We start from the raw sequence: 21,035 nt of genomic DNA on the forward strand, positions 1-21,035 counted from the left end.
CTTCGATGGACGTAATGGACCGCATCCGCCAGCAGGTGGAAGACAATCCGGTGGTGATCTTCATGAAGGGCACCCCGCAGTTCCCGATGTGTGGCTTCTCCAGCCGCGCGGTCGAGGCGCTCAAGCGCTGCGAGCAGGAGTTCGCCTACGTGAACGTGATCGCTGACCAGGAGGTCATGCAGAACCTGCCGCGCTTCGCCGACTGGCCGACCTTCCCGCAGGTCTATGTGGATGGCGAGCTGATCGGTGGCTGCGACATCACCCTTGAGATGTTCGAAAGCGGTGAGCTGAAGAAGGCGGTCGAAGAGGCCCACGCCAAGCGCGCGGCGAGTTAGAACTCCTGGTGCGTCAGCCCGAAGGGCTGTCGCACACCCCAAAACCGTCATCGCGAGGCCCCGCCAGGGGCCGTGGCGATCTCCTGACGTAGCCCCCGGGCCCTGCCGCCGCCGAAATGTCGGGCGATTGCTTCACCCCCTGCGGGGTTCGCAATGACGGGGTTGCGGTTGTGTCATCGCGAGCCTCGCAGGGGCATGGCGATCTGTGGGTGTTACCCCGGGTCGGGGTCAGCTCCCCGGCGGCAGCTCTTCCGGGTCGGGCAGGCGCAGGGCGTTCTGCGGGACCCCGACCCCGTCCTGCCAGCGGTTCGCGATCTGGCAGAAAATATCCGCTGTCTTTTCCGCATCAAATGCCGCGCTGTGAGCGGCTTCCGTATCCCATCCCAGCCCCGCGGCATCGGCCGCCCGTGCCAGCACCGTCTGGCCGAACGCCAGTGCGGCCAGGGACACGGTATCCAGGCTGGAAAACGGGTGGAACGGGTTGCGCTTGATCCCGCAGCGCTCGGCGGCGGTATGCACGAAGCCGAGATCAAAGTGTGCGTTGTGCCCGACCAGGATCGCCCGCTTGCAGTGGTTGATCTTCACCTCCCGTCGGACCTCGCTGAACAGCCGGCCCATGGCCTGATCTTCGGGGTAGGCCGCGCGCAGCGGGTGGTAGGGGTCGATCCCGTTCACCTCCAGCGACTTTGGATCCATCTCCGACCCCTCATAGGGGCGCACGTGCAGGCTCACGGTGCGGTCGCGCACCAGATGGTCGTTTTCGTCGCGGCGCAGGAACACGGCCGCGACCTGCAAAAGGGCATGTCGCCGACAATCGAAGCCTCCCGTCTCGACATCTACCACAACGGGCAGGAAGCCGCGAAATCGGTTTGCCATGGGGCGGTGTTGCGGGTCCAGCTGGACGGGTTCGGCCATCGGTGTGCTCGGTCCTGAATGGGGTCGGCGGGCGGTATTCGCGGGTGTTGGCGGCGAGAGCGTGGGCTTTCGTGATGTTTGCGGCTTTTCCCGCAGATTTTCCCGAAGATCGGCGCCATAGGCGGCTTTCGCTTGACCTGTTGGCGGCTCAGTCGGGATACTTGCGCCTTTTATGCCCGCCCAACACCGGCGCATGGTAGCAAATGCCCGCCCGCCCGGTGGCCTGGAGCCGTGATGGCATCCTGATTCCCAACCCGTTTTCAGGGGTAGACGCATGGACCCGAACGCGACCGAACACGATATCGACCCGCAGGAGACCCAGGAGTGGATTGACGCCCTGGCCTCCGTGCTGGAGACCGACGGCCCCGAACGGGCGCACGCCCTGCTGGAACGTCTGGTCGACAAGGCGCGCCGCAGCGGGGCCTATCTCCCGTATTCGGCCAACACGGCCTACGTGAACACCATCCCCACGCACCTGGAGCCGGAGTATCCGGGCGACGGTGCGGTGGAGCACCGCATCCGCTCCTATATCCGCTGGAATGCGATGGCGATGGTGGTCAAGGCCAACCGCGTATCGGCCGAGCTGGGCGGGCATATCGCGACCTTCGCATCTGCCGCTACGCTCTATGATGTCGGCTTTAATCACTTCTGGCACGCCCCGTCGCACGATCATGGCGGCGACCTGCTGTTTGCCCAGGGGCACTCCTCGCCGGGGATCTATGCCCGCGCGTTCATGGAAGGCCGCCTGACCGAGGAGCAGCTGGACCACTTCCGCCGCGAGGTGGACGGCAAGGGCCTGTCCTCCTACCCGCATCCCTGGCTGATGCCGGACTTCTGGCAGTTCCCGACCGTGTCCATGGGTCTGGGCCCGATCATGAGCATCTACCAGGCGCGTTTCATGCGCTATCTGCAGGATCGCGGCCTGGCGCAGACCGAGAACCGCCGCGTCTGGAGCTTTGTCGGTGACGGCGAGGTGGACGAGCCGGAGACCCTGGGGGCAATCACGCTGGCCTCGCGCGAGAAGCTGGACAACCTGACCTGGGTGGTGAACTGCAACCTGCAGCGCCTGGACGGCCCGGTCCGCGGCAACGGCAAGATCGTCCAGGAGCTGGAGGCGATCTTCCGCGGAGCCGGGTGGAACGTGGTCAAGGTGCTGTGGGGCCGCTACTGGGACCCGCTGCTGGCGAAGGACACTGACGGCCTGCTGCAGAAACGCATGATGGAGGCGGTCGACGGCGACTACCAGAACTACAAGTCGCGCGATGGCGCCTACGTGCGCGAGCACTTCTTCGGCAAGTACCCCGAGCTCAAGCGCATGGTGGCCAATATGTCCGACGAGGACATCTGGCGCCTGAATCGCGGTGGCCATGACCCGGTCAAGGTCTATGCAGCCTACAAGGAGGCCGCGGAGCACAAGGGGCAGCCGACCGTGATCCTCGCGCACACCGTGAAGGGCTACGGCATGGGGTCGGCGGGCGAGGCCCAGAACCGTACCCACAGCCAGAAGAAGATGGACGCGGACGACATGAAGCAGTTCCGCGACCGCTTCAACATCCCGCTGTCCGACGAGCAGGTGGAGAAGGCCGAGTACATCAAGCCGGACCCCGACTCCGAAGAAATGAAGTACATGCACGAGCGGCGCAAGGACCTGGGCGGCTATCTGCCGGTGCGCCGCCCGCTGGCCACCCCGCTGGAGATCCCGGGGCTGGACGCCTTCAACGGCCTGCTGGAGGCCTCCGGCGAGCGCGAGATGTCCACCACCATGGCCTTCGTGCGTCTGCTGACCCTGCTTGCCCGCGACAAGAAGATCGGCAAGAACATCGTCCCGATCGTGCCCGACGAGGCGCGTACCTTCGGCATGGAAGGGCTGTTCCGCCAGCTGGGAATCTACTCCTCGGTCGGTCAGCTCTACGAGCCGCAGGACAAGGACCAGGTGATGTATTACAAGGAGGACAAGAAGGGCCAGATCCTCGAAGAGGGGATCAACGAGGCCGGTTCCATGTCCTCCTGGATCGCGGCGGCCACCTCCTACTCCACCCATGGCGTGGCGATGGTGCCGTTCTACATCTTCTATTCGATGTTCGGCTTCCAGCGCATTGGCGACCTGATCTGGGCCGCCGGCGACATGCGTGCCCGTGGCTTCCTGATGGGGGCGACCGCCGGACGCACCACGCTGGCCGGCGAGGGCCTGCAGCACGACGACGGTCACAGCCTGATGATGGCCGCCAACGTGCCCAACTGCATCGCCTACGACCCGACCTTCGCCTTTGAGCTGGCGGTGATCGTGCAGGATGGCATGCGCCGCATGTACGCGGAGCAGGAGAGCGTCTTCTACTACATCACCGTGATGAACGAGAACTACCCGCAGCCGGCCATGCCGAAGGGTGCCGAAGAGGGCATCCGTCGCGGTTTGTATCGCTTCCAGGCGGGGGGGCGCAAAAAGAAGAAGGTGCGCCTGCTGGGTTCCGGCACCATCCTGCGCGAGGCCATTGCCGCCGCCGAACTGCTGGATAAGGACTTCGGCGTCGCCGCCGAGGTCTGGAGCGCGACCAGCTTCAACGAGCTGGCCCGCGACGGCCGCGATGTCGAGCGCCATGCGCGGCTGCATCCGGAGGCCAAGCCGCGCAAGTCCTGGGTGGAGGAATGTCTGGGTGGCTCGGAGGATCCGGTAATCGCCGCGACCGACTACGTGCAGGCCTATGCCGACCAGATCCGTGCCTTCGTGCCGGCCGAATACCGCGTGCTGGGGACCGACGGCTTCGGTCGCTCGGATACCCGTGCCGCGCTGCGCCGCCACTTCGAGGTGGATCGTTACCACATCGCGGTCACGGCCCTGAAGGCCTTGGCCGATAACGGGACCGTCGAGGTCAAGACCGTCTCCGACGCGATCAAGAAGTACAAGATCGACGTCGAACGGCCCAACCCCTTGCAGGCCTGAGGCCGCCGGACCCGAGGCAGGAGCAGACATGAGCAACACGACTACTGTGCACGTCCCGGATATCGGCGACTTCAAGGACGTCGAGATCATCGAGGTCATCGTCAGCCCCGGCGACACCGTGGCCCCCGAGGATCCGCTGATCACGCTGGAGTCCGACAAGGCCTCCATCGAGATCCCGGCCCCGCAGGGCGGCACCGTGAAGGCGCTGAAGGTGAAGGCCGGCGACCGCGTGAATCAGGGCGACCCGATCCTGGAGCTGGAGCCCTCCGACGAGGGCGCCGCCGAGGACACCCCTACCAAGGACGAGGCGCCGAAGCAGGAAGCGCCGTCTTCCACGGATGCCCCGGCCGAGCCGGCTCCCGCGGCCGAGAAGCCGCAGCCATCCCCGGCATCGACGGCCGCCGACCGGGCCGATCCGCGGCCGTCGCCGACCGAGCACATCCGCGACGAATTGGCCTTCCGCAAGGCCCACGCCTCGCCGGTGGTGCGCAAGTTCGCGCGCGAACTGGGCGTGGACCTGAGCAAGGTCGAGGGTTCCGGGCGCAAGGGGCGCATCCTGCGCGAGGACGTGCAGGGCTTCGTCAAGCGCGCGCTGAGCCAGGGCGCCGGCGGCGGCCTGGGGGTCGAGCCGATGCCGGAGATTGACTTCTCCGAGTTCGGTCCGATCGAGACCCAGCCGCTGTCGAAGATCAACAAGCTCACCGGCAAGAACCTGCATCGCAACTGGGTCACTGTCCCGCACGTGACCCAGTTCGACGAGGCCGACATCACCGAGCTCGAGGACTTCCGCAAGTCGCTGAAGGCCGAGTACGAGAAGAAGGGCGTGAAGGTTACCTTCCTGCCGTTCCTGATGAAGGCGGTGGTCTCCGCGCTCAAGCAGTACCCGCGCTTCAACGCCTCGCTGGATGCGACCGGCGAGAACCTGATCCTGAAGCAGTACTACAACCTCGGCATCGCGGTCGATACGCCGGACGGTCTGGTCGTCCCGGTGGTGCGCGATGTGGATCGCAAGAGCCTGGTCGACATCGCCTCCGAGCTGATGGACCTGTCCCAGCGTGCCCGCGACAAGAAGCTCAAGCCCGCGGACATGCAGGGCGGCTGCCTGACCATCTCCAGCCTCGGCGGGATCGGCGGCACCCAGTTCACGCCGATCGTGAATGCCCCCGAGGTCGCGATCCTGGGCGTGTCGCGCTCCAGTATGAAGCCGGTCTGGAACGGCAAGGAGTTCGAGCCGCGCCTGATCCTGCCGCTGGCGCTGTCCTACGATCACCGGGTGATCGATGGCGCGCTGGGCGCCCGTTTTGCCACCACGCTGAGCGCATTGCTGTCCGACATGCGCCGCATGCTGCTGTAACGACCGGAGCTTTGTCATGAGCCAGACCAAGACCATCGAGGTCCCGGATATCGGGGATTTCAAGGACGTCGAGATCATCGAGGTCCTGGTACAGCCGGGCAGCGAGATCGCACCGGAGGACCCGCTGATCACGCTGGAGTCCGACAAGGCGACCATCGACGTGCCCGCCCCAGAGGCCGGCACCGTGAAGAAGCTGCATGTGAAGGTCGGGGACAAGGTCTCCCAGGGCAGCAAGCTCCTCGATCTTGAGGCCAGTGGCGAGGCTGCGGGCGGAAGCGATGACGCCCCCGCATCCGGTGGCGAGAAGACCGAATCCGCCAAGGTGGAATCGGGCGCCGCGAGTGAGCCGCAGAAGGCGGCACCCAAGGCGGCCGCCGACCTGAATACCGACAGCCAGTGCCAGGTCCTGGTGCTGGGCTCCGGCCCCGGCGGCTATACCGCCGCCTTCCGCGCCGCGGACCTGGGGCTCGACGTGGTGATGGTCGAGCGCTACCCGCAGATCGGCGGGGTCTGCCTGAACGTCGGCTGTATCCCGTCCAAGGCGCTGCTGCACGCCGGCGAGGTGCTGCACGAGGCTGAGCGCTTTGCCGCGCTGGGCATCAAGTTCGGCGAGCCGGAGATCGATCTCGACGGCCTGCGGGGCTACAAGGACAAGACGGTCAAGAAGCTGACCGGCGGGCTCAAGCAGCTGTGCAAGCAGCGCAAGGTGCGCGTGGTGCAGGGCACGGGCGAGTTCGTCGGCGCCAACAGTATCGCCGTGGAGGGCGATGATGGCCGTGAAGTGATCGGCTTCGAACACGCGATCATCGCGGTCGGCTCGCAGGCGATCAAGCTGCCCGGCTTCCCCTGGGACGACGAGCGGGTGATGGATTCCACCGATGCCCTCGATCTCGCCGAGATCCCCGAGCGCTTGCTGGTGGTCGGCGGCGGCATCATCGGCCTCGAGATGGCCTGTGTATACGAGTCGCTGGGCAGCAAGGTCACGGTGGTCGAGCTGTCCGATACCCTGATGCCGGGCGCGGACCGCGACATCGTGCGCCCGTTCGAGAAGCGTGCGAAAAAGCGCTTCGAGAATATTTTCCTCAAGAGCAAGGTGAACGGGGCCAAGGCCACCAAGGCCGGGATCGTCTGCCAGTTCGAGGGCGAGGCCAAGGGCCTGCCGGAAGAAGACACCTTTGACCGTGTGCTGGTCGCCGTGGGGCGCAGCCCGAACGGGGCGAAGATCAAGGCCGAGGCGGCGGGCGTGCAGGTGACCGAGCGCGGCTTTATCGAGGTCGACAGCCAGCAGCGCACCAACGTCGAGCACATCTTCGCCATCGGCGACGTCGTCGGTCAGCCGATGCTGGCGCACAAGGCCACCCACGAGGGCAAGGTCGCGGCCGAGGTGATCGCCGGGCACAAGGTGCACTTCGACGCCCGCGCGATCCCGTCGGTGGCCTACACCCATCCGGAGGTCGCCTGGATGGGCGTGACCGAGGAGCAGGCCAAGGCCGACGGCATCGAGTACACCAAGGGCGTGTTCCCCTGGGCCGCCTCCGGCCGCGCAATTGCGCTGGGTGCCGAGGACGGCATGACCAAGCTGCTGTTCGACGCCGATGGCCGGGTGATCGGTGCGGGCCTGGTGGGCCCGTCCGCCGGCGACCTGATCGGCGAGGCGATGCTGGCGCTGGAGATGGGGGCGGAGATGGAAGACATTGGTCTGACCGTGCATCCGCACCCGACCCTGAGCGAGACGGTGGCCTTCGCCGCCGAGGTCGCGCACGGTTCGATCACCGATATCCTGCCGCCCAAGAGTCGCTAGTTTCGTGTCCGTGCTGCGCCGTCTTGCTCTCCTGGTTTTCGGGGGACTGTGGCTGGCGCACGGGGTGGCTCAGGCGGGGGTCGTGCCTCACCGTGAATCGCTGGAGCGCAGCGACTGGCAGGTGATCGAACTGGACGATGCCTGCCGCATCGAGCAGGGCGTTCGCCACGGCGGTACGCTGCGCTTCGAGACCCAGCCAGGCCTGGCGCTTCGCGCCTTCTGGCTTGCCCCCTACGCAATGCCCGAGGGCGCCACCGCGCGATTGCGCACCGGGGCCCCGGAGTGGCTTGGGGCGAGTCCGAAGTCGCCCCTGGATCTCGAGTTGCGGGCCGAACGACCCGATCGTTTCCGGGTTCCGGACGCGCATGTTCAGGCGCTCCAGGCCCGCCTTCTGGTGGGGCATGACGTGCGGATCGATTTCCCCGGTGCCGAGGACGCGGTGCATTTTCGCGGCATCCGTTTTGCCCAGCGTGCCGGGGCCTTCGAGGCCTGCTACACCGGGGCCGAGGGCCCGGATGTCGGGGCGCTGGATCGCTGGTCGGTGTACTTCGCAACCGGCAGCCGCGAACTGGATTCCAGAGGGCGCGAGACCGTCGCCCGTGCGGCCGAGACCCTGCGCACAGTAGAAGGCCCACGGGTGCGCCTGGTCGGCCTGACCGACGCCGAAGGCTCGCGCGAGGTTAACGAGCGTCTGAGTCGCCAGCGCGCAGAGGCGGTGCGCGCGGCGCTGGTGGAGGCGGGTGTGCCGGGCGATGGATTGACGGTCGAGGCCGGTGGTGTCGACCCGGACGCGGACGGCGAGCGCGAGGGTTCGCGCCGGGTGGATATCTGGTGGCTGGGTGGCGCGGACGCCGCAGCCAGACCATCTTCCGTTGCGGAAACCGCTGTTGACGCCGGCCGCGAGCTGCCCCCGGCCGAGCCGCGGGCGGCGCCGGAGTCTCCCCGGGGCGCCCCGGCCTCCGCGGGCTGGTAGTGAAGCCCGTCACAAAAACGACTATAACTCTCAAGAAGAAAGAAGGATTGGTATTCCCATGAGTTCGAAGATTTCCCGTGTCGTGCTGGCCTATTCCGGTGGCCTGGATACCTCCGTGATCCTCAAGTGGCTGGAGGATCAGTACGGCTGCGAGGTGATCACCTTCACCGCCGATCTGGGCCAGGGCGAGGAGGTTGAGCCGGCCCGCGCCAAGGCCGAGGCCCTGGGGGTCAAGCAGATCTACATCGAGGATCTGCGCGAGACCTTCGTGCGGGACTACGTGTTCCCGATGTTCCGCGCGAACACGATCTACGAGGGCGAGTACCTGCTGGGCACCTCGATTGCGCGGCCGCTGATCGCGCGCCGGATGGTGGAGATCGCCGAGGAGACCCGCGCCGACGCCATCGCCCATGGCGCGACCGGCAAGGGCAACGACCAGGTCCGCTTCGAGCTCGGGGCCTATGCGCTGAAGCCGGGCATCCAGGTGATCGCCCCCTGGCGCGAGTGGGACCTGAACTCGCGCGAACGCCTGATGGCCTACGCCGAGCAGCACAACATCCCGGTGGACTACGCCAAGAAGGGCACGAAGTCGCCGTACTCCATGGATGCCAACCTGCTGCACATCTCCTACGAGGGCGGCCCGCTGGAAGACCCGTGGACCGAGGCCGAGGAAGACATGTGGCGCTGGTCGGTCTCCCCGGAGGCGGCACCGGACGAATCCGAGACGCTGACCATCGGTTTCGAGAAGGGCGACCCGGTCTCGATCAATGGCGAGCGTATGAGCGCGGCCGAGCTGCTCGCGAAGCTCAACGAACGCGGCGGGGCCCACGGCGTCGGCCGTCTCGATATCGTCGAGAACCGCTATGTCGGCATGAAGTCGCGCGGCTGCTACGAGACCCCGGGCGGCAGCATCCTGCTCAAGGCGCGCCGGGCGCTGGAGTCGATCACCCTGGATCGCGAGGCCGCGCACCTGAAGGACGAGCTGATGCCGCGCTACGCCAGCCTGATCTACAACGGATACTGGTGGAGTCCGGAGCGGCGCATGCTGCAGGCCGCGATCGATGACACCCAGGGTGTGGTCAACGGCGAGGTGCGCCTGCGTCTGTACAAGGGCAACGTGATCGTCGCCGGCCGCCGCTCCGAGGACACCCTGTTCGACGACGCGATTGCTACCTTCGAGGACGATGCCGGCGCCTATGACCAGAAGGACGCCGAGGGTTTCATTCGCCTGAACGCACTGCGCCTGCGCATCGCCGCCAGCCGCAATCGGAAGCCCACATGAGATGAGCCCGCGTGCGTGCCTCCGGCGATCGTCTGGTTGCCTGTCCTGGTTCGGCAGGGGCGGTCTCGGAGGTGTCGTTCTGCTGTGGGGGCTGGTCTTTGGCGCGCTGCTGGCAACGCCGGCCGGTGCGAAGGCCGGGGTGGCCGAGCGCGAGCTGATCCTCGCGGTGCTGGCGCACCGGGGCGAGGATGCCGCGCGCGAACAGTGGACGCCTTTCGCCGAGTACCTGGAGCAGGCGCTGGAGGCCATTCAGGTCCGCCTGGTGCCGGTCGACAATGATGCCCTGCAGGCGGGGGCGGCCGAGGGTCGCTTTGACCTGGTCCTGACCAACCCCGGCTCCTACGTGATGCTGGAGCAGCGTCACGGCATCTCCCGTATCGCGACCATGCTCCCGGCCGAGGTCGGGCGCGAGGAAGACCGTTTTGGGGCTGTGATCATCGCGCGCGAGGACCGCACGGACCTGGTCGAGCTGAGCGACCTGGTCGGGCAGCGGGTCTCCGCGGTCCACCCCGACGGCTTTGGCGGCTGGTGGATGGCCTGGCGGGAACTCGAGGCCGCCGGGCTGGATGTCGAGACCGATCTGGATCGCGTGGTATTCACGGGCTTCCCGGTTTCCCGGGGACTGGATCTGCTGCTGGCGGGCGAGGTGGATGCCGCGACCTTTCGCACCGGGATCCTCGAAGACCTGCGCGAGCAGGGCGACCCACGGGTCGAGCAAGTGCGTCTGATCGGCGAGCGGGCCGTGCCCCGCTTCCCCTACCGGACCTCGACCCGTCTGTACCCGGAGTGGCCGCTGGCGATGCGCGGCGATCTCGATGTGGATATCGCTCAGGCAGTGCTGCGCGCCCTTCTGGCGCTGGATGCCGAGCACCCGGTGAGCCAGGCGGTCGGGATTACGGGCTGGGCCGCGCCGCGTTCCTACGAGGACGTGCAGGGCCTGATGTACGACCTGGGCGTGGGGCTTTACGCCCCCGAGCCGTTCGCCGTGCTGCGATGGGCGCGCGACAACCTGGCGGCGTTACTCGCCGTCCTGGCGGCAGGTATCGCGGCGATCCTCCTGTACGTGCTGCGGGTACATGCCCGTATGCGCATCGCCGGGCACAACCTGCGCCGGGCGATGGGCGCGATCCCGAACGCGGTGATTACGCTGGATGCCCGTGGCGGGATCGTCTATATGAACCCCGCGGCCGAGCAGATGGCGGGGCTGGTCCGTCTGCAGGCACTGGGGTGCAGCCTGGATCAGGTCCTGGACCTGCGCGAGATGGGGACCGATCGGCCGCTGGGTGCAGACCGATCCCAGCCGCTCGCCAAACATCTGGGCGAGCATACCGAGGCACGCTTGGTGACGCCCAGCGGCCACGAACGGATCGTGCGCATCGACCGCACAGCGCTGGATCCGGTGGCGGGCAGTTCGGTGCGCACCCTGCTCGTGCTGGCCGATATCTCCGAGGAGCGCGAGCTGGTGGATCGGCTGGTGCATGAAGCGAGTCACGATCCGCTCACCGGTCTCTTGAACCGGCGCGCATTCGAGCGCGAGATGCAGCGCGCGATGGACAATGCCCGGGAATACTCGTCGGTGGCGAGCCTGCTGCTGGTGGATCTGGACTACTTCAAGGCCGTGAACGATCGCCATGGCCACCGGGTAGGCGACGAGCTTCTGCGCCGGGTGGCGACGATCCTGCGGCAGCTGACGCGATCGCGCGATGCCGTGTCCCGGATCGGGGGCGACGAGTTTGCGGTGATCGCGTACGAGACCGATGCCGAGCAGGCGCGGGTCCTGGGGCAGCGGATCTGCAGTGCGTTGGGCGACCGGCCGTTGCAGGTCGAGGCGCGGGACGTCACCATTGGGGCCTCGGTGGGTGTGGTGCAACTGGGCGAGACGCTGCCGAGTGTGGATGCGGCCTTCGTGGCCGCCGATCGCGCTTGTTACACCGCCAAGAACGAGGGGCGGGGCCAGGTTGGTCTGGCCCGCAAGGCGGATATTCACCCCATTACCGGTTCCTGACGCCTAGGGAAACACAGATTAATGTACACACTCGCGTTGGCACCCCAGGTTTTCCGAGACAAGGCGTGGTGCGTAGCGGGTAGTGGTTCTACCCGCCCGTTTTTGATGAATGCGGGGCGCAACGCAGGATCGGGGCACCTGGGGTGCCAACCCCGCAAATCATTCAATGCAGGGGCTCGGCTGCCCGTTGTTATCAAAAACGGGCGCGCGTACGGCGTTGCGGCCCCCTTGTGCAGAATGACTGCACGGCGGTCACCGCGCCTTGTTCGCACGCAAAAGCGACTCGAGCGCGAGCGTGTACATTGATCCGTGTTTCCCGAGGTCGGGCGCAGCGAAAAAGGAATCGTATGTCGGTTGTTTCCCGTTTACGCATGGGGTTGGCGGCCCTGATGGTACTGACGCTTTCCGGCTGTGCGACCGTGCCCAGCGAAGATCGTCATCCGGACGACCCCTGGGAGTCGTACAACCGGGTGGTGTTCGAGATCAACGACGACTTTGACCAGGCCCTGCTGCGCCCGGCCGCGGTCCAGTATCGGCGGCTGCCGCAGCCCGTCCAGACCGGGGTAGGCAATTTTTTCTCCAACCTTAATGACTTCACGGTCCTGTTCAACAACCTGTTGCAGGGCAACCTGGACAACGCCGCCTCGGATACCGGGCGCATCATGTTCAATACGACCTTCGGTCTGCTCGGCCTGATCGATGTCGCGACTCCCATGGGCCTCGAGAAGAACAACGAGGACTTCGGTCAGACCCTGGGTGCCTGGGGCGTGGCACGTGGCCCGTACCTGCAGCTGCCGCTCCTGGGGCCCAGTACCGCGCGCGATGCCCCGGCGCGTCTGGTTGACGGCTATACCAGCCCCCTCTATCACACAAACCTGCGCACCGATCACACCGGTTGGTGGGTGGGCCTGATCGCGCTGGATGTGGTTGATATGCGCGCCGGACTGATACCGACCGAGCGTATGCTGGCGCAGATCTCCGACGATCGATACATCGCCATGCGCGAGGCCTATCTGCAGCGCCGCGACTTCCTGGTGCGCGGGGCGTCGGACGAGCGCGCAACCGAGATGCTGGATGAACTCGACGAGCTCGAGGCCCTGGAGGCGATGGAAGCCGAGGAGGACATGGATTGAACAGCCTCTGGACGATGCTGGACATCCTGCGTCTGCGCAGTGGCCCGCAGGACCTGCCGCCCGATAACGCTACGCTGATCTTCTGGCTCGGGATTGCCCTGGTCACGGGCATGGCGGTCGGCATCCCGATGTACGGCACGGGCCAGGCCCTGGTCCTGAATGTGCTCGATCTCGCCGTGCTGTATATGTTTATCGTCGTGGTGCTGCGCATGGGGGGTGTGCCTGACCGCTGGCTGCAGACCTTTACCGCAATGGCCGGCACCGGGGCCCTTCTGGGCCTGCTGATGGCCTTGTTGATGCTGATCGATGCCCCGACCGACCCGGAGGAGGTCTCCACCGGGGCCCTGCTGGCCCTGCTGACGCTGGTGGGCTGGCTGCTGCTGGTGTTCGGGCACATCCTGCAACAGGCCCTGGAGCTAGGCAGCCGCTTTGTCGGCATGCTGATTGCGCTGGGGTATGTGGTGGTCTCCAGTGTGATCACCCAGGTGGCCCTGGGAGCGCTGTAGTGAGCACGGGCCAGCTGCATATCCTCGGTATTGGCGGGACCTTTATGGGCGGGCTGGCCCAGCTTGCCCGGGCGCGCGGCTACGAGGTCACCGGATCCGACCAGAAGCTGTACCCGCCGATGAGCGAACAGCTGGAGCAGGCCGGTATCCACTACCACGAGGGGCATGACCCGGCGACCCTGCCGGAGCAAGGGCCGGTCGTGGTCGGCAACGTGATGACCCGCGGTATGCCGGTCATCGAGGCCCTGCTCGATCGCGGCCTGTCCTACACCTCCGGCCCGCAGTGGCTGGCCGAGCATGTGCTGCATGATCGCTGGGTGCTGGCGGTGGCCGGTACCCACGGCAAGACGACGACCGCCAGCCTGCTGGCCTGGATCCTGGAACATGCCGGGCTGAGTCCGGGATTCCTGATCGGGGGCGTGCCCGGAAACTTTGGCGTCAGCGCGCGGATGGGCGAGACCCCGTTCTTCGTGATCGAGGCGGACGAGTACGACTCCGCCTTCTTCGACAAGCGCGCCAAGTTCGTCCACTACCGGCCGCGCACGCTGGTCCTGAATAACCTCGAGTTCGACCACGCAGACATCTACCCGGACCTGGCCGCGATCGAGCGTCAGTTCCATCACCTGGTTCGTACCATCCCCGGCCAGGGCCTGATCCTGGCGCCCGCAGGTGATGCCGCGCTGGAGCGCGTGCTGGAGATGGGCTGCTGGACGCCGGTGGAGCGCATCACCACCGACCCGTACACCGGGGATACGGTGTCCCTGGTGGCGCGGCCTTTGAATGACGATGCCTCGGAGTTCGAGGTGCTGGCCAACGGGGTGGCCCAGGGGCGCGTGGCCTGGGAGATGACGGGGCAGCACAATCTTTCCAATGCCCTGGCCGCGCTCGGGGCGGCCCGCCATGCCGGGGTACCGCTGGCCGCGGGGATCGCGGCCCTGCCGGCCTTCCGCGGTGTGCGGCGGCGCCAGGAGTTGCGCGCCGAGATCGACGGGATCCGCGTAATCGACGACTTCGCCCATCACCCGACCGCGATCCGCCTGACCCTCGAGGGCCTGCGCGGCCGCGTCGCCCCCGGCGGACGCCTGATCGCGGTGCTGGAGCCGCGTTCCAACACCATGCGCATGGGGGTGCATGCCGACGCACTGGGGGCCGCCCTGGAGCGCGCGGACGCAGTGCATCTTTATCATGCCCCGGAGATCGACTGGTCCACCGAGGGTCTGCAGCGAAAGCTCGGCGGTCGGCTGTCGGTGGCGCGCGAGATCGAATCCCTGTTGCAGGGGATTCTTGCCACGGCGCGCCCCGGCGATACGCTGGTCATTATGAGCAATGGTGGTTTCGATGGCCTGCACCAGCGCCTGATCGCCGGGTTGCAGTCACGTGAACCCTCGGGGACCCCCGCATGAGTGGAAAGCCGCGTTCGATCGCCCTGGCCCTGACCGGTGCCTCCGGCGCGCCCTACGGGCTGCGCTTGCTGGAGTGCCTGGTGCAGGCGGGGGTGCAGGTGCATCTGATGCTGTCGAAACCGGCACAAGTGGTGCTGGGGCTGGAGACTGATCTCGACGTACCCGGGCGTCCGGCCGAGATCGCTCGCTTTTTCGCCGAGCGTCATGGGGCTGCCGATGGACAGATCCGCTGCTATGGCCCGGAGCAGTGGACCGCACCGGTGGCCAGCGGCTCGGCGGTGCCTGAGGCGATGGTGGTCTGCCCCTGCACTACGGCGACCGTATCGGCCATCGCGACCGGGGCCTCGCGCGGGCTGATCGAACGCGCGGCGGATGTGGTGCTCAAGGAGCGGCGCAGGCTGGTGCTGGTGGTACGCGAGACGCCGTTCTCCGAGATCCACCTGGAGAACATGCTGCGCCTGGCGCGCATGGGTGCGGTGGTCATGCCGGCCAACCCGGCCTTTTATCATCGGCCGCAATCCATCGACGATCTGGTTGATTTCATGGTGGCGCGAGTACTGGACCATCTGGACATCGAACATGCCCTGGGCCCGCGCTGGGGCGAGGCGTCGTTGCCGCCGGAGGGCCCGGCATGACAACTCTGCCACTGTTCCCGCTGAATACCGTGCTGTTTCCGGAGGGGCTGCTGCCGCTGCGGATCTTCGAGACGCGCTATCTCGACATGGTGCGCCGCTGCCTGCGCGAGGATGACCGCTTCGTGATCGTCGCGATCGAGCCGGACACCGAGTCCGGTGCGCCCCGTCCGGAGGCGGAGACGGACCCGTCCGTCGGCTTCCACCCGATCGGGACCGAGGTCGCGATCGTCGACTGGGACCAGCGGCCGGACGGCCTGCTCGGGATCCTCGTCAAGGGCGAGCGTCGCCACCAGCTTCACAACCCGCGCCGCGCCGAGGACGGCCTCTGGCTGGCGGAGGTCGAGCCTTTGCAGGAGCGCCCCGATGTCAGCCTGCCGGTGGACTATGCCTCACTGGCGGATCTGCTCGAGCGGCTGCTGGACCAGCTCGGCACGCCCTGGTCACACCTGGAGCGTCGTTTTGACGATTCCTCCTGGGTGGTCGGACGGCTGACGGAGCTGCTGCCGATCGATCTCGAGATCAAGCAGCAGCTGCTGGAGGCGGACGACCCGATCGAGCGCCTGGAGCGCCTGCGAGCGGCCATGCTCGCGGCATCGAAATCCTGAAACCCTGCGGCGGGGCTGTTAAGGTTTCGCACACACTTTCATTGGAGCCCGCCATCATGGCCGTTCAGGAACTCACGCAGGATACGTTCGAATCCACGATCACCGGCAACAACATTGTCATTCTGGACTTCTGGGCCCCCTGGTGCGGCCCGTGTCAGCAGTTCGCCCCGACCTTCGAGGCGGCCTCCGAGCAGCATTCCGACGTCGTCTTCGCCAAGGTGAACACCGACGAGGAACAGGGGATCGCCGGGGCGTTCCAGATCCGTTCCATCCCGACGCTGATGATCTTCCGCGAGCAGATCATTGTCTTCTCCCAGCCGGGCGTGCTGTCCGCCGGGCAACTGGACGAGGTGCTGGGCAAGGTGCGCGAGCTGGACATGGACCAGGTGCGTGCCGACGTCGAACGCCAGCAGCAGGAGCAGCAGGCTGGCCAGGCCTGATTACCTTCTGACGCGAAACCTATAGTCCTAAACGAGCGCCCCCATGCTGACGGTCATGACCCAGATGGGGGCGCTCATCGTTGCGGGCGTCGTCTGGCGCCTGTTGCGCCCCGGCGGGCTGGACGCCGACACCGCCCGCCGGGTGCTCACCACCCTGGTCTACTACCTGCTGCTGCCCGCGCTGGTGCTGCAGGTGCTGTGGACCGCCCCCCTGGGACTCGACTCGCTGCGCATCGCCCTGGTGGCCGGCACGACCGTGCTGGCGATGGTGGCCGTGACCCTGCTCGCTTGCCGACTTTGCCTGGCAGAACGCGCGGCGGTCGGGGCGATGCTGCTGGCCGCGGCCTGGCCGAATGCCACCTACCTGGGGCTCCCCGTACTCGACAGTCTGTTCGGCGATGCCGGCCGGGCGGTGGCGATCCAGTACGACCTGTTCGCCTGCCTGCCCCTGGTGCTGACGCTGGGGATCCTGCTGGCCAGGCGTTACGGGGACCCGGAGGCGGTCCGGCTGTATGGCGGCGGCGGGGCCATTCGCGGGCTGGTCGCTGTCCCCTCGATCTGGGCGGCGGTCCTGGGCGTGGCGCTGAACCTGGCCGGTCTGCCGCTGGTGACCTGGCTGGATACCTGGCTCGGCTTCCTGGCTGACTCGGTCGCCCCCCTGATGCTGTTCTCGCTGGGGCTGGCGCTGGTGTTCGACCGTTTCCGCGGCCGCGATCTGCGCCCCCTGGTGATGGTGTCCGTCATCCAGTTGCTGATCGCACCGCTGTTCGCGCTCGGCCTGGTCTGGTGGGTCGGGCTGGAGGGTGTGCCCGGGGTTGGTTCGGTGCTCGAGGCGGCGATGCCGGCGATGGTCCTGGGGCTCGTGTTCTGTGATCGCTTCCGGCTCGATACCGGCCTGTATGCGGCCGCGGTCACGCTGACGACGGCGCTGTCGCTGGTGACACTCCCGCTGTGGTTCGCCATCGCCGGGTATCTGATCCCTGGGGGGTGACAGTGCGCGCGGGTCGGGCTCGGCGATCGGTTACAGCGATCGGCTACAATTGGCGGGTGAAGAGACACCCCGCTCTACCCACCTCAGGTCCTGGCACTCGCTGATGGTCCTTCCCGTTATTGCGGTCATCGCCGGTCTGGTCCTGCTGACCTGGAGTGCCGACCGCTTTGTGTTCGGTGCCTCGTCGTTCGCGCGCAGCGTGGGCGTGAGTGCGCTGCTGGTCGGGCTGACAATCGTCGCCTTCGGTACCTCGGCCCCGGAGATCGTCGTGTCCGTACTGGCGACGCTGCAGGGCAACCCGGGCCTCGCGGTGGGTAATGCGATCGGCTCGAACATCGCGAATATCGGGCTGGTGCTGGCGATGGCGGCGCTGGTGGCGCCGCTCGTTATCGGGCACGGCCTGGTGCGCCGCGAGCTACCGATCCTGATGGGGGTGAGTCTGGCTGTCCTGTTTCTGCTGCTGGACGGCGAGCTGGGCCGCCTGGAGGGCGGGCTTCTGATTTCGGGGTTGCTGCTGGTGACCGCCTGGGTGATCCATATCGCGCGGCGTGCGCAGGCGCTGGATCCGGCCGAGGCGCCTGAAGAGGTGCGTGGCATGGTCGAGGCCATCCCGGCGACCACCTCTACCGGTCGCGCCCTGGGCTGGCTGGGGCTTGGTTTGGCGCTGCTGATTGCCAGCAGCCAGCTGGTGGTCTGGGGCGCGGTGGGGATTGCGGAGCAACTGGGCATCAGTGACCTGGTGATCGGCCTGACCATCGTGGCGATCGGGACCAGCCTGCCGGAACTGGCGACCTCCCTGGTGGCGGCCTTTCGCCGCGAGGCGGGATTGGCGATCGGCAACGTGATCGGTTCCAATCTGTTCAACCTGCTGGCCGTGCTGGCAGTCCCCGCGCTGATTGCACCGCTGGCGATCGAGCCCGAGGTGCTGGTACGCGACTACCCGATCATGCTCGGCATGACCGCCGCGCTGTTCATCTTTGCCCTGGCGCGTGGCAGCCAGCTGCGGCGCTGGCAGGGGGGGCTTCTGCTCGCGGTGTTCGCGGGCTACCTTGTCCATCTCGGAATGACGGCAACCGCATGAATTTCAATCCTGATACCACCCGCAAGCTGGCCCTGGCCGTCCTCAACGACGAGGCCGAGGCCGTGCGCCGGCTGGCCGACCGCGTGGACGATGCGTTCCTGGAGGCCTGTCGCCACATCCTCGAGTGCCGCGGCCGGGTCGTGGTGACCGGCATGGGCAAGTCCGGCCATATCGGCTCCAAGCTGGCGGCCACCCTGGCCTCCACCGGGACCCCGGCGTTTTTCGTCCACCCCGGCGAGGCCAGCCACGGCGATCTTGGCATGATTACCCGTGACGACGTGGTGATCGCCCTGTCCAATTCCGGCGAGACCGACGAGCTGCTGACCATCTTGCCGTTGATCCGGCGGCTGGACGTACCGCTGATCGCGCTGACCGGCAATCCCGGGTCGCGGCTGGGGCAGGATGCCACCGTGCACCTGGATGTCTCGGTCGAGCGCGAGGCCTGCCCGCTGGGCCTGGCCCCGACCTCCAGCACCACGGCCGCGCTGGCGATGAGCGATGCCCTGGCGGTCGCGGTGCTGGATGCGCGCGGCTTTACCGCGGACGATTTTGCCCGCTCGCATCCCGGCGGCCGACTGGGGCGGCGGTTGCTGGTCCATGTCGCGGACATCATGCATACCGGTGACGCGATCCCGCGCGTGGGTCCCGAGGCCCCGCTGAAGGACGCCCTGTTCGAGATTACGCGCAAGGGGCTGGGGCTGGTGATCGTCGCCGATCCCGAGGCGCATATCCTCGGTGTGTTTACCGATGGCGACCTCCGGCGCACGCTGGATCGTGGCGAAAGCCTGGAGGCGCTGACCATCGGCCAGGTGATGACGCGGGGCGGGCATGCCGCCCGTCCGCAGTGGCTGGCCGTAGAGGCGCTGGAGACCATGGAGAGCAAGCGCATCAATGCCCTGCCGGTGGTGGATGACGACCAGAGGCTGGTCGGGGTGTTGAACATGCACGACCTGCTGCGCGCGGGGGTGGCCTGATGGACCGTCACGACGAGGCCCTGCACAGCCGCCAGGCGGCGGTGCGTCTGCTGATCCTGGATGTCGACGGCGTGCTGACCGATGGCAGCCTGTTCATGGGAGATGCCGGCGAGCAGTACAAGGCCTTTCATTCGCGCGACGGGCACGGCATCCGTCTGGCGCTGTACGGGGGGCTGGAGGTCGCGATCCTGACCGGACGCACTTCCGGGGTGGTCGAGCACCGCATGCGGGACCTCGGTGTGCAGCACCTGCTGCAGGGGCGGCGCGACAAGGGGGCCGCACTGCACGAGTTGCTCGAGCAGACCGGCCATGCGCCCGACGAGGCCGCCTTCGTGGGCGACGACATCGTCGATCTGCCGGCGATGCGCCGTGTGGGGCTCGGCATCGCGGTGGCGGATTCCCACCCGCTGGTGTTGCAGCATGCCGACTGGGTCACGCAGGCCCCCGGCGGGCGCGGCGCGGTGCGCGAGGTCTGCGAGGGTCTGCTGGCGGCCCAGGGGCGGCTGGAGGCCCTGTTCGCGGAGTACGTCGACGGATGAAGTGGGTGGCCGGACTGGCGGCGCTGATCCTGTTGCCAATGGCGGCGCTGGTGGCCGGCGCTGTTGCCAGCGAGCACGAGCCGGAGGGCGAGGTGACGCTGGAGATCGAGGGCTTTACGCTGCACGCGACCGGCGAGGACGGCGAGCTGAGCCACCGCCTGCGCGGAACGCGTCTGCGCGAGTTTGGCCGCGACGGCCCGCAGCTGATCGACGACCCCGACCTGGATATCTTTGACGCCGGCGGTATCGAATGGCACTGGACTGCGCCCGAGGCGCTGCACCGACCGATGGACGAGATCCTGGACCTGATCGGCCCCACGCGGGGGGTGCAGCCCGAGCGTGACGAGCGCGTGCGCACGGTGATTGAATCCGCCGATATGACGGTGGCGACCGACACCATGATCGCCACCTCCGATGCCCCGTCGACGCTGGAGCAGCCTGGCCTTTTCCAGCGGGGCACGGGTCTGCGCGTCGACTCGCGAGGGGATACCATAGAGCTGTTCCATGACGTGTACACGCTCTACAGCGAGTCGGGCGAGGAGGAAGCCGCAAATGACTGAACGTGGTGGGTCGTCGCTCGCCCGGGCCGGATGGCCCGTGCTGCTGGGCAGTGCCTTGTTGCTGCTAGCCGCGCCGGTCATTGCCCAGCAGCAGCCCCTGCCGGTGGAGATTACCGCCGATCGTGCGGAGATGGACGACCGGCGGGGCGTAAGCACTTATACCGGTGATGTGGTGGTGATTCGCGGGGACATGACACTGGAGGCCGACAAGGTCTATGTGCGCAGCCGCGACCGACGCCCTTACGAGATGGAGGCCCACGGCGAGCCCGCGCGGCTGGAGTCCCCGGACCCGGAGACGGGCGAGATGCGCATCGCCACCGCGCTGCGCATCGACTACCTGCTGAACGAGGACCGGGTGATCCTGACCGACCAGGCGCATGTGATCACGGCAGCCGAGGAAGCGCGCGGCAAGCGCATCGTCTACGACCTGGAGACGGATGTGATCGAGGCCGAGCGTGGCGAGGCCGATGACGAGCGTGTACGTATCAGGATCCAGCCCCGCGAAGACGACGAATGAACGAGCTCGACACCAGCGCGCCCGCCGCGGCCGGTGGCGAATCTGCGC

20 protein-coding genes are annotated in these 21,035 nt (G+C 67.1%); 19 read left to right on the forward strand and 1 reads right to left on the reverse strand.

The features are described 5' to 3' along the window. The first annotated feature begins 5 nt into the window (after positions 1-5). A complete protein-coding gene (gene grxD / locus C936_RS0104490) occupies positions 6-335 on the forward strand; it encodes a Grx4 family monothiol glutaredoxin (RefSeq protein WP_018875229.1) in 330 nt (109 codons plus the stop codon). Positions 336-563: 228 nt separating this feature from the next. Here the strand turns inward: grxD and rnt are convergent, their stop codons facing one another. After that, positions 564-1,250, reverse strand: coding sequence for a ribonuclease T (gene rnt, locus C936_RS0104495; protein WP_018137626.1), 687 nt, complete (start codon positions 1,248-1,250; stop codon positions 564-566). Between the two features lie 274 nt (positions 1,251-1,524). Between rnt and aceE the strand changes: the two genes are divergently transcribed. From aceE to lptA, 18 genes are all read left to right on the forward strand, one after another. After that, positions 1,525-4,188, forward strand: a complete 2,664-nt coding sequence (gene aceE / locus C936_RS0104500; RefSeq protein ID WP_018175348.1) for a pyruvate dehydrogenase (acetyl-transferring), homodimeric type — start codon at positions 1,525-1,527, stop codon at positions 4,186-4,188. Continuing rightward, the gene (aceF, locus tag C936_RS0104505; RefSeq protein ID WP_081616829.1) at positions 4,100-5,542 is read left to right on the forward strand and encodes a dihydrolipoyllysine-residue acetyltransferase; all 1,443 of its coding nucleotides are present in this window, start codon (positions 4,100-4,102) and stop codon (positions 5,540-5,542) included. The genes aceE and aceF overlap by 89 nt, the downstream gene beginning before the upstream one ends. A 16-nt stretch (positions 5,543-5,558) precedes the next feature. Beyond that, positions 5,559-7,343, forward strand: coding sequence for a dihydrolipoyl dehydrogenase (gene lpdA / locus C936_RS0104510; protein WP_018175350.1), 1,785 nt, complete (start codon positions 5,559-5,561; stop codon positions 7,341-7,343). Positions 7,344-7,347: 4 nt separating this feature from the next. After that, positions 7,348-8,316, forward strand: coding sequence for an OmpA family protein (locus C936_RS0104515; protein ID WP_018175351.1), 969 nt, complete (start codon positions 7,348-7,350; stop codon positions 8,314-8,316). A 58-nt stretch (positions 8,317-8,374) separates the two neighbouring features. After that, positions 8,375-9,598: an argininosuccinate synthase gene (locus tag C936_RS0104520; RefSeq protein WP_018175352.1), complete on the forward strand. Its 1,224-nt coding sequence runs from the start codon at positions 8,375-8,377 to the stop codon at positions 9,596-9,598. A gap of 1 nt (position 9,599) precedes the next feature. Then, positions 9,600-11,603: a diguanylate cyclase gene (locus tag C936_RS0104525; protein ID WP_018862875.1), complete on the forward strand. Its 2,004-nt coding sequence runs from the start codon at positions 9,600-9,602 to the stop codon at positions 11,601-11,603. 347 nt (positions 11,604-11,950) lie between these two features. Beyond that, complete coding sequence (locus tag C936_RS0104530; protein WP_038038428.1) at positions 11,951-12,736, forward strand: VacJ family lipoprotein; 786 nt, start codon at positions 11,951-11,953, stop codon at positions 12,734-12,736. Further along, positions 12,733-13,242 (forward strand): hypothetical protein, encoded by a 510-nt coding sequence (locus C936_RS0104535; RefSeq protein ID WP_018137769.1) that lies wholly within the window; start codon positions 12,733-12,735, stop codon positions 13,240-13,242. The genes C936_RS0104530 and C936_RS0104535 overlap by 4 nt, the downstream gene beginning before the upstream one ends. Continuing rightward, entirely contained in the window at positions 13,242-14,645 is a 1,404-nt protein-coding gene (mpl, locus tag C936_RS0104540) for a UDP-N-acetylmuramate:L-alanyl-gamma-D-glutamyl-meso-diaminopimelate ligase (protein WP_018175354.1), read from the forward strand. Before C936_RS0104535 ends, mpl begins: the two co-directional genes overlap by 1 nt. Then, entirely contained in the window at positions 14,642-15,280 is a 639-nt protein-coding gene (locus C936_RS0104545; RefSeq protein WP_012981773.1) for a flavin prenyltransferase UbiX, read from the forward strand. The genes mpl and C936_RS0104545 overlap by 4 nt, the downstream gene beginning before the upstream one ends. Continuing rightward, positions 15,277-15,885 carry an LON peptidase substrate-binding domain-containing protein gene (locus C936_RS0104550; protein WP_012981774.1) on the forward strand — a complete coding sequence of 203 codons (609 nt, stop codon included), beginning with the start codon at positions 15,277-15,279 and terminating at the stop codon, positions 15,883-15,885. The genes C936_RS0104545 and C936_RS0104550 overlap by 4 nt, the downstream gene beginning before the upstream one ends. Before the next feature lie 56 nt (positions 15,886-15,941). Then, complete coding sequence (trxA, locus tag C936_RS0104555) at positions 15,942-16,325, forward strand: thioredoxin (protein WP_012981775.1); 384 nt, start codon at positions 15,942-15,944, stop codon at positions 16,323-16,325. Between the two features lie 43 nt (positions 16,326-16,368). Beyond that, positions 16,369-17,316 (forward strand): AEC family transporter, encoded by a 948-nt coding sequence (locus tag C936_RS0104560; RefSeq protein WP_018175355.1) that lies wholly within the window; start codon positions 16,369-16,371, stop codon positions 17,314-17,316. A gap of 103 nt (positions 17,317-17,419) precedes the next feature. Then, positions 17,420-18,397, forward strand: a complete 978-nt coding sequence (locus C936_RS0104565) for a calcium/sodium antiporter (protein WP_018175356.1) — start codon at positions 17,420-17,422, stop codon at positions 18,395-18,397. Further along, the gene (locus tag C936_RS0104570) at positions 18,394-19,371 is read left to right on the forward strand and encodes a KpsF/GutQ family sugar-phosphate isomerase (RefSeq protein ID WP_012981778.1); all 978 of its coding nucleotides are present in this window, start codon (positions 18,394-18,396) and stop codon (positions 19,369-19,371) included. Before C936_RS0104565 ends, C936_RS0104570 begins: the two co-directional genes overlap by 4 nt. Continuing rightward, positions 19,371-19,910, forward strand: coding sequence for a 3-deoxy-manno-octulosonate-8-phosphatase KdsC (kdsC, locus tag C936_RS0104575; protein ID WP_018175357.1), 540 nt, complete (start codon positions 19,371-19,373; stop codon positions 19,908-19,910). Before C936_RS0104570 ends, kdsC begins: the two co-directional genes overlap by 1 nt. Then, the gene (lptC, locus tag C936_RS0104580) at positions 19,907-20,470 is read left to right on the forward strand and encodes an LPS export ABC transporter periplasmic protein LptC (RefSeq protein WP_018175358.1); all 564 of its coding nucleotides are present in this window, start codon (positions 19,907-19,909) and stop codon (positions 20,468-20,470) included. The genes kdsC and lptC overlap by 4 nt, the downstream gene beginning before the upstream one ends. Then, the gene (gene lptA, locus C936_RS0104585) at positions 20,463-20,987 is read left to right on the forward strand and encodes a lipopolysaccharide transport periplasmic protein LptA (RefSeq protein ID WP_038038426.1); all 525 of its coding nucleotides are present in this window, start codon (positions 20,463-20,465) and stop codon (positions 20,985-20,987) included. The genes lptC and lptA overlap by 8 nt, the downstream gene beginning before the upstream one ends. Positions 20,988-21,035: the final 48 nt, after the last annotated feature.

The organism is Thioalkalivibrio sp. ALJ4, from assembly GCF_000377225.1.
Taxonomy (GTDB): Bacteria; Pseudomonadota; Gammaproteobacteria; order Ectothiorhodospirales; family Ectothiorhodospiraceae; genus Thioalkalivibrio.